12 protein-coding genes and 1 pseudogene are annotated in these 13,152 nt (G+C 61.5%); 5 read left to right on the forward strand and 8 right to left on the reverse strand.

Annotated features, from left to right (window positions below):
* Window positions 1-52: 52 nt before the first annotated feature.
* Window positions 53-2,362, reverse strand: coding sequence for a TonB-dependent receptor (locus tag AC1Q7F_RS27150; protein ID WP_492511687.1), 2,310 nt, complete (start codon window positions 2,360-2,362; stop codon window positions 53-55).
* A gap of 334 nt (window positions 2,363-2,696) precedes the next feature.
* Here AC1Q7F_RS27150 and AC1Q7F_RS27155 point away from each other — a divergent pair, with 334 nt between their 5' ends.
* The 3 genes from AC1Q7F_RS27155 (at window position 2,697) to AC1Q7F_RS27165 (ending at window position 4,942) form a co-directional block, all read left to right on the forward strand.
* Window positions 2,697-3,014 (forward strand): hypothetical protein, encoded by a 318-nt coding sequence (locus AC1Q7F_RS27155; protein ID WP_492511688.1) that lies wholly within the window; start codon window positions 2,697-2,699, stop codon window positions 3,012-3,014.
* Between the two features lie 84 nt (window positions 3,015-3,098).
* The gene (gene rhaT / locus AC1Q7F_RS27160; RefSeq protein ID WP_492511689.1) at window positions 3,099-4,166 is read left to right on the forward strand and encodes an L-rhamnose/proton symporter RhaT; all 1,068 of its coding nucleotides are present in this window, start codon (window positions 3,099-3,101) and stop codon (window positions 4,164-4,166) included.
* 5 nt (window positions 4,167-4,171) lie between these two features.
* Complete coding sequence (locus AC1Q7F_RS27165) at window positions 4,172-4,942, forward strand: IclR family transcriptional regulator (RefSeq protein ID WP_492511736.1); 771 nt, start codon at window positions 4,172-4,174, stop codon at window positions 4,940-4,942.
* 27 nt (window positions 4,943-4,969) lie between these two features.
* On the opposite strand, the gene AC1Q7F_RS27170 is transcribed toward AC1Q7F_RS27165, so the two are convergent.
* The 7 genes from AC1Q7F_RS27170 to AC1Q7F_RS27200 all read right to left on the reverse strand — a co-directional run bounded on the left by AC1Q7F_RS27170 (window position 4,970) and on the right by AC1Q7F_RS27200 (window position 11,804).
* Complete coding sequence (locus AC1Q7F_RS27170; RefSeq protein WP_492511690.1) at window positions 4,970-5,881, reverse strand: SDR family NAD(P)-dependent oxidoreductase; 912 nt, start codon at window positions 5,879-5,881, stop codon at window positions 4,970-4,972.
* A 13-nt stretch (window positions 5,882-5,894) separates the two neighbouring features.
* Entirely contained in the window at window positions 5,895-6,134 is a 240-nt protein-coding gene (locus AC1Q7F_RS27175; protein ID WP_488947298.1) for a biotin/lipoyl-containing protein, read from the reverse strand.
* A gap of 50 nt (window positions 6,135-6,184) precedes the next feature.
* A complete protein-coding gene (locus AC1Q7F_RS27180) occupies window positions 6,185-7,159 on the reverse strand; it encodes an alpha-ketoacid dehydrogenase subunit beta (protein ID WP_492511691.1) in 975 nt (324 codons plus the stop codon).
* Window positions 7,160-7,174: 15 nt separating this feature from the next.
* Entirely contained in the window at window positions 7,175-8,155 is a 981-nt protein-coding gene (locus tag AC1Q7F_RS27185; protein WP_492511692.1) for a thiamine pyrophosphate-dependent dehydrogenase E1 component subunit alpha, read from the reverse strand.
* Between the two features lie 33 nt (window positions 8,156-8,188).
* Entirely contained in the window at window positions 8,189-9,250 is a 1,062-nt protein-coding gene (locus AC1Q7F_RS27190) for a hypothetical protein (RefSeq protein WP_492511693.1), read from the reverse strand.
* A gap of 130 nt (window positions 9,251-9,380) precedes the next feature.
* Window positions 9,381-9,800: a VOC family protein gene (locus tag AC1Q7F_RS27195; RefSeq protein ID WP_492511694.1), complete on the reverse strand. Its 420-nt coding sequence runs from the start codon at window positions 9,798-9,800 to the stop codon at window positions 9,381-9,383.
* Window positions 9,801-9,836: 36 nt separating this feature from the next.
* On the reverse strand, window positions 9,837-11,804 hold the full coding sequence (locus AC1Q7F_RS27200) for a flavin-containing monooxygenase (RefSeq protein ID WP_492511695.1): 1,968 nt from the start codon (window positions 11,802-11,804) through the stop codon (window positions 9,837-9,839).
* A gap of 143 nt (window positions 11,805-11,947) precedes the next feature.
* Between AC1Q7F_RS27200 and AC1Q7F_RS27205 the strand changes: the two genes are divergently transcribed.
* Window positions 11,948-12,583 (forward strand): TetR/AcrR family transcriptional regulator, encoded by a 636-nt coding sequence (locus AC1Q7F_RS27205; protein WP_492511696.1) that lies wholly within the window; start codon window positions 11,948-11,950, stop codon window positions 12,581-12,583.
* 286 nt (window positions 12,584-12,869) lie between these two features.
* A pseudogene (locus tag AC1Q7F_RS27210) lies at window positions 12,870-13,127 on the forward strand (integrase core domain-containing protein); the annotation flags it as partial.
* Window positions 13,128-13,152 lie beyond the last annotated feature (25 nt).

Raw genomic sequence — 13,152 nt, forward strand, 5'->3', positions numbered from 1 at the left:
TTGGACCCTCCATCGCCTTCTCGGAACGATGGAGGGCCGGATGCGCCATCGGTCAGTCGAATGCGTAACGGACCATCAGGCCGATTTCCCGCGCACGCTGCGGCTGTCCGATCTCATAGCCGCTATTATAGAAGCTGTAATCGACCTGGGCACCGCCACGCGTGGTCAGGGTGGAGACGTCGGCGATGTTCTTCACGAACAGCGACACTTCATAGGTCCGGTCCACATCGCGGAACCCGACGAAGAAGCTGTTGTTCAGCAGGTCGTTGTAGCGGATGTTCTGGAACGGATCGGTCCGCTTCGGCACATAGTTCAGCAGGCTGCGGATGAAGCCTTCATGGCTGCTGGACAAGCCGGCGGTATATTCAAGGTTGGCACTCACCCCCCACTTTGCCTGGGAGCTCAACCGGCCCGACAGGCGGCATCTGGCGATCTGCTGGCCGACGGGCACGCTGGGGGCGCCCACCGTGTCTGGCACGCCGTCGCCATTATAGTCATTGCAAGGCGCCAGTGCGTTCTTGAACTGAGCGTCATTGTAGGTGACGGACAGGCTGGTCTGGAACCCGTCGAACAACTCCCCGCTCAATGTACCCTCAATGCCGCGCACCCGGGCATCGGCGTTGAAGGTGGGGGCGTGGTTGTTGTCCACGATACCGTTGCGCTGGGTCGATACCGACAGGTAGCTGCCCGTATAGGCTTGGTAATTGTTGAAATTCTGCTGATAGACGGCGATCGTATAGGTGAAGCGCTGGTCGAAGACCGTGCCCTTCAGGCCCGCCTCGTAGCTGTCGGACTTCTCCGGCTTGAACAGCAGCAGATCCTCATCCAGTTGCGCCGTGGTGGAGGTCACGCCGCCGGGGCGGTAGGAACGGCCGTAGCTGAGATAGCCCATCAGCTCCTTGCTGAAATTATGCTTCCAGCTTGAAGAACCGGTCACCTGCTTGTACTTGCCCCGCTGATTGGCGGGGGCGATGCCGTCCTGCACGATGGGGAAGGGGCCCAGCGCCGGGCCGCTCAGCGTCTGGATGAAGCGACGGTTGAACTTCTGTTCCTGATAGCGCAGGCCGACCTCGAACAGATCATCCGGCGTGATCTGGAAACGCTGGTCGGTGAAGGCGGCATAATTTTCCACCTTGCCCGGAATATCGATGTTGATGTCGATGACGCCGAAGGCCGGCGGCGGCGCCGGCACCGGGCCCAGCCCGAAGATCACCTGCTTCTGGTGTACCGTTGTCGGCACCTTGGCGTTGTCGTAGTAGGCGCCGAAAATATAGTTCCAGAAGGGGTCGTCGCTGGAGGACAGGCGCAATTCCTGCGTCACTAGCCGCGTGTTGTTCTGGAAATCCTGCATCTGCGTGTAGTTAGGAATGGAGCCGCCACGCGCCAAGTCGGACACACGGCCATTATAGATCTTCTGGTAGCCGCCGACATAGCTCACCTGCATCTCGTCCAGATAGAGATCGCCGGTCAGGGTGGTGATGTTGCTGCGGAAGCTGTATTCCGTCGGTCCGTTGGTCACGGATTTGCGGTCGTCCGTCGTCAGCATCGGATTTGTCGTCTGGCCCGCTGCTGTGAAAGCAATCGGGTTGGCCACGGTCTGGTTGATCAGGTACTGGTGCGTCAGGCCGATGGACAAGTTGTCCGTCGGGTCGAGGGCCAGGCTGGCGCGCAGGCTGCGCGTCTTGTCCTTGTCCTCCGAACCGTTGCGCAGGTTTTCTGCGCCCAGCCCGTCATTCTTGTCGAACAGCCCGGCCAGGCGGAAGGCCAACTTGTCCTCGATGATCGGGGCACCGATGGCGGCCTGGGTATTGTAGCCGTCCTGATCGGTCACGGTCTGCTGAATGAAGCCGCTGGCAGCGGTGAGATCAGGACGGCGCGTCGTGACGGTGATGGCGCCCGACGGCGACGTGCGGCCGCGCAGCGTACCCTGCGGCCCGCGCAGAACCTCGATCTGACCGACATCGTAGAGGCCCTTGAACGCCGTCTGGGCGTTGATCGGCACCTCGTTCAGATAGACATCGACGGTGGAGGAGGTGCCGGAATTCGGGTCGAAGCCAACCCCGCGCAGGGTGATGGCATTGTTCGACGGTTCCTTCGATTCCAGGCTGAGGCCGGGGGACAGCTGCTGGATGTCGCGGAAATTGGTCAGGGCCAGCTTTTCCGCCGTGGCGCCGCTGACCACGTCGATGGATTTCGGCACGTCCTGCAGGCGTTCGCCGCGCTTCTGCGCCGTCACGATGATTTCGGCCAGAATTTCGGTTTGTGCGGCGGGCGTGGCCGGCGTCTGGGCGGCAGCCATCGAGGCCAAACCCGAGGCCATGGCGGTGGCGGCAAGCATGGCTGTTCTGTAAGCGGACTTCATGATCCTCCCCTTTTCAGCGTTAGCTGACGTTCTGTTTTGTGAGAAGGCATCTTGCATATTGGAATTCGATGCGTCAAACTAAAACTAAGTGAGCACTTACATTTGATTCCGAGGTCGGGCGATGGCGGTGTCATCGTCCAGTCCCGTGAACATATGTGATTACTCGCTAACTTGCATCTTTCGCCGTGTGAACGGTTGCCCTATATGGCGAAAGGGAAACGCCGTCCTGCGAATGACCTGTAAAAGGCATGCCAATGGGTGGCTGCCTGTCATCCGCGGGGACGGGACACGAAGCAAATTGCAGCGGCCCCACCGGGCCGGGGAGAGAAAATCAATGTCCAAGATCATGCTTTCCGTCTGGCTGTCCATGGCCGCCCTCAACCTGGCAACGCCGGCCCTGGCCGATCCCGCCGTAGCGGCGGCTGCCGGCCGGTACAGCACGTCCGCTACCGAAATCGGCACTTTGCTGGACGACCCCGCCAGCCGCGCCCTGCTGGACAAGCACATTCCCGGCATGACCAACAGCGACCAGGTTGATCTGGCTCGTGCGATGACGCTGAAGGACATCCAGTCCTATTCTCCGGATGCAATTACCGACAAGGTTCTGGCCGACCTGGACGCCGAATTCGCCAAGCTGCCGTCGGCGAAGTAACGGGCAATGCCTGCGGGAGGGGAATGATATCCCTTCCCGCATGGCCCTGCGGGGCCGAGACTTTCAAACATTTCGGGGGGATTCATGCCGGCACCGGTTATCGGGTTGCTGCTGCATTGGCTTGGCGGCCTGGCATCTGCAAGCTTTTATGTGCCCTACAAGCGGATCGAGCGCTGGTCGTGGGAGATTTTCTGGATTGTCGGTGGTCTGTTTTCCTGGGCCGTGGCGCCCTGGTTGTTCGCGGGCATACAGACCAACGCCCTGACCAGCGTTCTATCTGCGACGCCGGCCATCACGTTGTTCTGGTGCTGGCTGTGGGGGGCGCTGTGGGGTCTGGGCGGTCTGACTTTTGGCCTTACCATGCGTTATCTGGGACTGTCGTTGGGCATGGCGGTAGCATTGGGCCTGACGACAGTCATCGGAACGCTGGGCCCGCCGATCTTCGCCGGTACGCTGATCGATCTGGCCCGAACCAGGGGTGGTGCCACGACGCTGTTCGGCATTCTGGTCACTGTCGGTGGAATCATGCTGGTGGCCAAGGCTGGCCGCGCCAAGGAAGGGGAACTGGCCGGGTCTGGTGACGCCGGCGTGGCCGAGTTCAATCTGCGCAAAGGTTTGGCAGTGGCCGCCTTCTCTGGCGTGATGTCCAGTTGCTTTGCCTTCGGGTTGGCAGCGGGGCAGCCAATCCGTGATCTGACGCTGGCTGCAGGGACAGATCCGCTATGGCAGGGTCTGCCGGTTCTTTGCGTGGGTCTTGCCGGTGGTCTGACCACCAACGCACTGTGGTGCGGGCTGTTGATCGTGCGCAATGGCAGTGCCGGTGAACTGATCGGCAGACGCAAGGACGGAAGCAGGCCTGCGCTGGGCCGCAACTACCTGCTGGCGGCACTGGGCGGGACGCTCTGGTACCTGCAGTTCTTCTTTTACACGATGGGTGAAAGCCAGATGGGGGCCTATGGCTTCTCCTCTTGGACATTGCACATGGCCTCCATCATCCTGTTCTCAACCCTGTGGGGGTTTGGTCTGAAGGAATGGGCAGGTGCCAGCGCCCGCACAAGGTCTACCGTCTGGGCGGGCATCGGCGTACTGCTTTTGTCGACGGTTATTATCGGTGCCGGTAACGCACTGGCCGGTGCCGGGAGCGGGCATTGAAATATATGACCGACAGGGCGCCCCCCGATAATGTGGACCCCAAGTCCGCGCCTAGCGGTAGCCAGACGCTGCAACGGGGTCTTGATATCCTGGAAACCGTATCGGAAGGGGCGATCAGTCTGGTCAGGATGGCGGAGCAGTTGGACCTGACCCGCAGTACGACGCACCGTCTGGCTGCGGCACTGGTCGACCGGGGCTATCTGTTGCTGACTCCGCGTGAGGGATACCAGTTAGGCCCTAAACTTCTCGAATTGGGATACCTGGCCCAGCAGCAGATGGATATTCCGCGTATCGCCCGGCCCTTCATCGAAGATCTGGCCGTCACCACCGGAGACACGGTGCATCTGGGTGTTCTGGATGGAACCAGCGCTCTGTATCTGGACAAGATATCTGGCGGCCGGCGCGTTGAAGTCCGGTCCCGCGTTGGCGAACGTCATCCCATCGCCTCAACCGGTCTGGGCAAGGCGCTGATCCTGGAAGAGCGACCGATTCGCTGGCGCGCATTCTTCGAGGCGAGATACGGTGTTGCAGGAGACTGGGCTGCCTGGGAACAACGAATGCATGTCTATGCTGAGGCCGGGTATGCCTTCGATCTGGAAGAGAATGAGGACCGGGTCCGCTGCGTCGCGGCTCCGATCCGCGGGGCCAATGGGCGGATCGTCGCCGCCATAAGCCTGTCCAGCGCCGCCCAGTATATGAATGACGAGCGCATGTGGGAACTGGTGGAACCGGTGAAGGATACCGCGCGTGCCATCAGCCACAAACTTGGATGGTAACGCGCGGGTAGGTTTTCGTCAGATCCATCACTCTCCCGACGGGTTGATCGCCGGGCTGGACCAGGAGGGCGGGGCCGTGCGGGGCAGCAGGGTGCGGCCATCCAGGCTGTGAACCGGGATGTCGTGATGCCAGGGGAAATGCATGCTGTGCGCGATCAGGCCCGTCCGAGTCTGGGCCGGAAGGTGGCTCATCGCCAGCACGGTTTCCGCCAGATAGGCCACATTCTCCGTCGGGTAATCGCCGGGGATATAGTCGGCGGCCCCCGGCGTGCGAATGGCGGTGGACGGTCCCACCGCATTGACGGCAATGTTGGCCGTCAGCAATTCCGCCGCCAGCCCCTGGGTCAGGCGGTTGACCGCCGCCTTGGCCGCTGAATAGACGGCATCGCCGCTGACGGCCAGATAGTCGGGAAACGGCCGTGTCACCGGCAGCGCCTGGGCCGAGGTGATGTTGGTGATCCAGCCGGCACCCCGTTGGCGCATAGCCGGAACGGCGGCGCGCGACAGGGCGAACGGCACCCGTACATAATGGTTCATGGTCCTGTCGAACACGCTGTTCGACATCTGCTCGACATTGATGAAATCGCAGAAGCCGGCATTGTTGACCAGAATGTCCAGCCCGCCCGCCACTGCAACCACCCGATCAACCAGCCCGTCGCATTCCTGAATGTTCTCCAGGTCCGCCGCGATGGCGACGGCCCGGCCGCCGGCCCTTTCGATCAGGTCCACCGTCTCCGCCAGGGTGCCGGGGATGATCTTGCGTGCCGCACGCCTGTTATCGCCGACTTCCCGGTCCAGGGAACGGGCGGTGACATAGACAATGGCACCGGCAGAGGCCAGCCGCTGGGCGATGGCCCGGCCGATGCCCCGGCTGGCGCCCGTCACCAGGGCAATCCTGCCGGTGATGTCGGGGCCGGTGCCGTTCTTCTCAACGCTCATGTCCGGATTTCCCTCAAGTGGTTTCGATGACCGCGATAGGGGTGCGGACTTCGGCTTCCGTCCCCTCCGCCAGCAGGATCTGGGTCAGGATGCCGGTGGCCGGCGCCTCTAGTTCCTGCGTGGATTTCGCGGTTTCGATCTCCACCAGCGGCTCCCCGGCCTCAACCCGGTCTCCCACGGCCTTCAGCCATTTCAGGATGGTGCCCTCATTCATGCCCGTGCCCCATTTGGGCATCACGACCTTGACGCGCATGGTCTTCTTTCCTGTCGGTTGTTTGCCTCAAGCGCCACCGGTCGGCGGTCTCACATCAATTGCCGAACCGCTGCGATGATGCTGTCCTTGCTCGGGTAGAGCGGCTTTTCCATCGGGGGGCTGAACGGGATGGGGATATCGGGCGTCACCACCCGGCGGATCGGCTTTTTCAGCAGATCGAACCCGTCCTCCGCGATGATGGCCGCAATCTCGGCGGCGGCACCGCAGGTGCGGTGCGCGTAATCGACGATCACCACCCGCCCGGTCCGGCCGACGGTATTCAGGATCGCCTCGTTATCCAGCGGCAGCAGGGTGCGCAGGTCGATGATTTCGGCGCTGATCCCGTCGGCCGCCAACTCGTCGGCCGCCTTCAGGCAATGGCGCAGGCAGCCGGCGACGGAGATGATGCTGACATCCGTGCCGTTGCGGCGCACGGCGGCCTTGCCGATGGGCACCACGAAATCGGTGTCCAGCGGCACCTCCTCCCGCATGCCCCACAGGTCATTATCCTCGAACACCAGCACAGGATCGTCGTCGCGGATGGCGGCCTTCAGCAGGCCTTTGGCATCGCTGGGCGTGGCCGGCACGACGATCTTCAGACCCGGAATGTTCATGAACATCGGATAGGGCCGGTCGGAATGCTGGGCGGCGTTGGCCTGACTGTGCCACATGGAGGCACGCACGGTCAGCGGCACCTTGAACTGCCCACCCGTCATATAGCGCAGGCGTGCTGCCTGGTTGATGATCGGATCGGCGGCCAGATAGACGAAATTGGCGATGGTCAGGTCAACGATGGGGCGCAGGCCGGTGATGGCCGCGCCCACCGCCATGCCGACGAAGCCGCATTCGGAAATCGGCGCGCTGCGGATGCGTTTGGCGTCGGTATTGCCATAGGCACCGCCGGCTGCGTAGAGCGAGATATCCTCGCCGATGATGATGGTGTCGGAACTCCCCTCCAATTCCTCGCGCTGCGCCAGGCCCAGCGCGTCGAGATAGGTCATCCGCTTGGTCTTCACGTCACTCATGATCTGTCGTCCCCGTTACCGGCGGATGGGAATGGCATTGGCGTGGACAAGGTCGAACGCCTCTTCCGGTTCGGGATAGGGGCTGTCCTTGGCGAAGGACACGGCCTCTTCCACGGCGGCGGCGGCACGGGCCTCGATCTCAGTCAGCGCGTCGGTTGGAACACCGTTCTCCACCAGCCGGGCCCGCAGCAGGCGCAACGGATCGCGCTCATTCCTGAAATGCGCGATTTCCTCGGCCGGGCGGTAGTTGCCGTTGATGAACAGGCCGACGCAATGCTCGTCGAAGCGATAGGTCTTCGCTTCGATCAAGGTCGGACCGTCACCCCTCCGCGCCCGTGCCACGGCTTCGACTGTGGCGGCATAAACCGCATCGAAATCCTGGCCATCAACGATGATGCCGGGCAGGCCATAGCCGTCGGCGCGGCGGGCCACATCGGGCTGACCATGGGTCTTCGTCGCGGATGTCACGGCGGCGTAGCCGTTATTTTCGCAGAAGAAGATCACCGGCAGCTTCCAGATGGAGGCCATGTTCAGGGATTCATGGAACACGCCTTCGTTCACGGCGCCGTCGCCGAAGAAGGTCAGCGCCACCTGGTCGGTACCGCGCACCTGGGCGCTAAGCGCTGCACCAGTCGCCAGGGGGATGCCGCCACCGACGATGGCGGATTCCCCGATGCTGCCCACGGATTTGTCGGTCAGGTGCATCGACCCGCCGCGCCCCTTGCAGATGCCCGTGGCCTTGCCCAGGATTTCGGCCATCAGCGGCTTCAGGTCGGCACCCTTGCCAATGGGGTGGCCGTGTGAACGGTGGGTGCCAGACATATAATCATCCAGGCGCAGCGCCATGCAGGCGCCGACGATCGCTGCCTCCTGACCTGCACTGGAATGGCAGGCGCCGGGTACGCTGCCCTCAGTGATCAGACCGGTCACCGCCTCTTCGAAGCCACGGATGCGCAGCATGCGCAGATAGGCCTCGCTGCCGATATCGTTTCTCATCGTTTCCTCCTGGCTTGCGTCATTCGGGCATGGTCAGGCGGCTGCCGGCTCGTCGATGGCGTCGGGTGGGATATTGGTCGGCCCGCCAATGTCGTAGACCTGACTGACCAAGCCTATGAATTTGCGGTCGTTCATCGGATCGGTCGGCATCTCGAAGGCGACGCCGCGCCTGCGCATGTCATCCACCAGGATGTTCAGCGCCTTATCGGCGGTGATGTCGTCGGTATGGTCGTAGGCGACCTTCAATTCGTCGAAATCCTTGTAGAGCTTGGCGCCCCAATGGACCAGGAAGCGCATGTCCGCTTCTGGCACCTTCTGGTTCACCTTGCCGAAGGTTTCGATCTGCCAGCCGGTCGGATCATCGGGATCGGCTCCGAAGGTTGACGTGATGTCCAGTCCCTTCGGCTTGCGTTGGGCGACCGGGCCGCAGGCCTGGCCATGATGGAACATGCGTTCGTTCTCCACCACCACCGCGCGGCCCCACAACGGGCCGTTGATCGAAACCGGCGCCCCGCTGGGACCGTCGGGCCAGCAATTGAAGCCGCCGCCGATCCGACCCTTGTAGTACCAGGCGATGATCTGGCCCTTCTTGGCCTGCCAATGCTTGAACAGGCACGACTTGTTCATGGTCAGCAGCAGCCACAGCGGCGTGTTTTCCATGGTCATGCCACGGAACACGGTGCCGTCCAGATGCGGCGGCCCGCCGATAGGGGTCGGTCCCTGGATATTGAACAGGAACGTCTCCGGCTCCGCATAGCGGCAGTCCCAATAATTCCGGACCAGTTCAAGGAAGCGGGAATTGTAGTAGCAATCCTCAAGTTCAGGATGGAAGCAGACTCCGGCGCGGGCCAGATAACCCCGGAACACCGGGTTCATGATCATGTCCCAGGTCAGTTCCACCCCTTCCGGGATGGTGCCGGACGTGGCGGCGATCACTTCCTCCGGCGTCTTGAAATTCTCCGCCAGGATCAGCGGCCAGGGGCCGTTGTCGTGCACGATCTGCAACAGGCGGCGATGCTGGTCGGCCGTATAGGCGTCTTCGATGATCTGCGGCGGGGCGACGGGGCGGAACTGCTCGGCAAGTTCACGGGTCATGGCGGGGGCTCCACGGGGGCTGGTAGCGGTGGCCAGGGTTCGGGCAACAGCATCCCGTTCCCGCCCCGGCGGTCGGGGCGGGCAGGGTCGTGTCGATCTCTTGGTGGTCGTATGGGCAGATGGACGCCGGTCAGGCGTCCATCTGCACCACTTCGGTCAGGTGCCCTTCCGGGTCCTCGATGAAGGCGACGCGCAGCTTGTGTTCGGGCATGGATCGGATCGGATCGGCGATCCTGCCGCCGGCCGCGACCACGCGATCGACCAGGGCCTGGATATCCGTCGTGGTGAAGCCCGCAATGGATTCCCCGCGCGCCGGCCCGGTCGCATCGTTGAACTTCAGCAGGGTCAGCGACCCGCCATTGGGATATGTGGGCAGATAGGTGATCTCGCTGATTGGGCGGCCGGCGATGTCGGCGTCCACCCGGTACATCTCCACCAGCCCGAAAACCGTCTGATAGAAGCGGCCCAGCCCGTCCAGATCATGCACGATGATCTTGCAGAAGCTGAAATGGGCGTCGCTGGTGGCCGCGTGCGGAATGGTGTTCGTCATGGGTTCCTCCCTGGAATTTTATGCGCCGTGCCGTCTTCAGATGGTCAGCAGCTTCATCTCGGGCATGTGCGCCGGTTCGGCATCGGGCCGGACGGTGGTGTTGAAATCCTGCGTCCGAGGGCTGCGCAGCACGTGCCAGATGTGGGAATTGTGGCGGGGGACGGCCAGAATGACCTTCTTGCCCTGGTCACGGTAATAGCCATGGGCATTGCCGCAATTGACCCAGGCCGTCTTGGACAGTTCGCTGTCCATTTCCTCGACGAAGGCTTGGGTCGCCTGCTCGCTGACATCGATGCTGTCCAACTGTGCATCGACCATCCATTGCAGCATTTCCAGGATGTAATGGACCTGCTGCTCGCTGACCACGGCATGGTTGGCGACCAGAAAGCTGTAGGGGCCGCCCATCAGCACGAAGTTCGGGAAGCCCGGCACCAAAAGCCCTTCATAGGAGAAGGGGTAGGGCTCGAACGTTTCCTTCAAGGTCCGGCCATTTCGGCCGGTGATGGCGAATTGCCGCCCGAAATGCAGCTTGTAGCCGGTGGACAGCAGCAGCGCGTCGCAGGGCAGGTGGGTGCCGTCTGCCAGGATCACGCCATTCTCGTCGGCGGCCGTCAATTCGCCCCGGACGATGTGGACATTAGGCTTCTTCAGCGTGTCGAAGAAGCCGCAATCCAGGATCGGCCGCTTGGCGAAGACCGGATAGGGCGGGGTCAGCAGCTTGACCATTTCCGGGTCATCGGGGAAATGGCTTTTCAGATAGCCATCGCACATCATGCGGATGCCGTCATTGATGGGACCGAAGCCGCCGGTCTGCTTGGCATATTCCTCGTCCTTCATGACCATGCCATGCATGTCCTGAAGCGAGCTGGACAGGCTCTGCAGGCGCTTCCACTGCACCACGAAGGGAATATTCTCCATCGCCCAGCGTTCCAGATCATCGACCGGGTCATGGGCGGCGGGGTTGGGGATGACATGTTCAGGCTGGCGCTGGACGATGGTCATGTCCCCGACCGTATCGGCCAGGGCCGTGGCGACCTGGACGCCGGAACAGCCGGTGCCGATCAGCACCACCTTCTTGCCCGTCAGGTCGGCCGAATAATCCCACTGCGCCGAATGGATCACCTTGCCCTTGAACCGGTCGAGATTGTCGACCTTGGGGAAGTTGGGGGCATTGTTTGGCCCCACGGCCATGATCAGGATATTGCCGCTATAGGTGACCTTCTGTCCGTCGCGGACCGCCTCGACCCGCCACAGCTTGGTAGCTTCGTCCCAGAGGGCACCCTCTACCTTGGTGTTGAAATCGATCCGTTCCCGCAGCCCGTACTTGTCCGTTACACGGCCGAGATATGAGAGGAATTCCGGGCCATTGGGGTAATATTTCGTCCAGGAGGCGTTGGGCTCGAACGAGAAGGAATAGACCCGGCTGGGCGTATCCACGGCAGCGCCCGGATAGGTGTTCTCCAGCCAATTGCCGCCAACATCGTGCAGCCGCTCGATCACCTGATAATCGAAACCGGCCTGCTGCAGCTTCACGGCGGCATTGATGCCCATCATGCCGGCACCGACGACCAGCACCTTGAAACCGGCGGGCGGGGTGCGTTGCGGCTGGCGCACGCGGGTGTCGGCGGTGAAGCCGCCATGCTGGAAGGCCGGTTCGATCGACATTTCCGGCAGGTCCAGCCCCAGCGCCAGCCGCGCCATCTGCCGGAACAGCGGGCGGTCGAGATGTGGCAGGATGGAAGGCCGGCCGGATTTGACGGCGGTGCGCAACAGGTCGCGCACTTGGCCGGCCACCTCCAGCGACGCGGCGCTGGGCGGCGGGGCTTGATTGAAGGCGACGAAAGCCTCCTTCAACTGGTGCTGCGTGCCTTCCAGGGCGGGGCCGTACTTGGCCAGCAGCGTGCGGTCGCCGGTGATCTGGATCAGGGACAGCAAGGCGACGACAGGATCCAGCGCATCAATCGCCCGGTCCAGCGTGTCGGACGTGGTCAGGGTATCCGGCATTCATGCCTCCCGTGAAGTTATTCGATTTTCATTGTTGATGGGATTTAATTACAGCTATCGTTGTAATTAGTCAATGTGGAAATTCAGGCCGACAGATGGCATCGAGGGTGCATCAGATGCGGGTGGGGCGGGGACAGAGCAGCATGGACGGCCAGACAAAGAAGACCCGCCGGGCGGGACGGCCCAGCGCTGAGGAAGCGGAACAAAAACTTCAGATGCTATTGGACACGGCGTTACAGGAGTTCGTGAATACGGGTTTCCATGGCGCCTCCGTACGTGTCATCGCGGAACGGGCCAAGGTTTCCACGCGGACTGTCTACAATCACTATCCTGACAAGATTGCTTTGTTCGGTGCTTGCCTGGACCGGATATCGGAGGAAATAGAGCCTCAGGTAATCGATAATTCCGGGGATATACAGGGCCGCCTGAGCGGGTTTGTGTTGAAAATGCAGATCCAGCTGTTCAGGGACCTGAACATGCAGATGGCCCGGCTGATCTATCGCGAGGGATTGGCATTCCGGGAACTTCAGGAAATGGCGCGTGTTCAGTTCTACCGCTATCAGGTGGGGCCGGTGGCCAGGATATTGCGCGACAATGGGGTCAATGGCGACGATGCCAGCGAACTGGCCGCCCATTTCGTGGTCATGGCCCTGGGGAAATGGCAACGGGTCATGATATTCGGCGATCCCATACCGTCTGAAGAAGCCATGAAAGCCCATGCTGACCAGGTAACGGGAGTCTTTCTGAATGGATTTAATAATTTACCAAGAAATTATTAGTTATCACTTTGCGTTACTATAGAATATTTGGAATAAATTAAAATAAATGATCGACACACATCCGGTCACAGGCTCTCCTATTCAAGGATACAGGGTCTTTTTCCCTGCAAGGTGCTGACCATTTTGTCGACAGCTGTGCCCTGCATGGACGAAGAGAGAATCATACTCGGCCATCCTCGTGCTGCGCTACCTGCAACTGAACCGCTCCGAGTTTGGCGGAGTGTCAATCGGCATTGAAGGTTGACCCTGTATAGGCGTCGAAATTTCAATGCCGATTGACATCTATGGCAAAATCGAACGTCGGCATCAGACCTTGAAGAACCGCATCCTGCTGGAAAACTACTTCCTGCCCGGCAACCTGGAGGCCAATATCCAGGCCTTCGTCGATCACTACAACCACCGCCGTTACCATGAAAGCATCGGAAACCTGACGCCAGCCGATGTCTATTTCGGCCGGGGAACCGCTATGTTGGAACCGCATGCCAAAATCAAGAAGCGAACCATCCAGCACAGGCGCTTGTGCCACCAACGCCAGACCGCTTAACATCATTCCGCAACGGGCCAGAACC

This window comes from Niveispirillum sp. GW835-FHT14G11, from assembly GCF_058793615.1.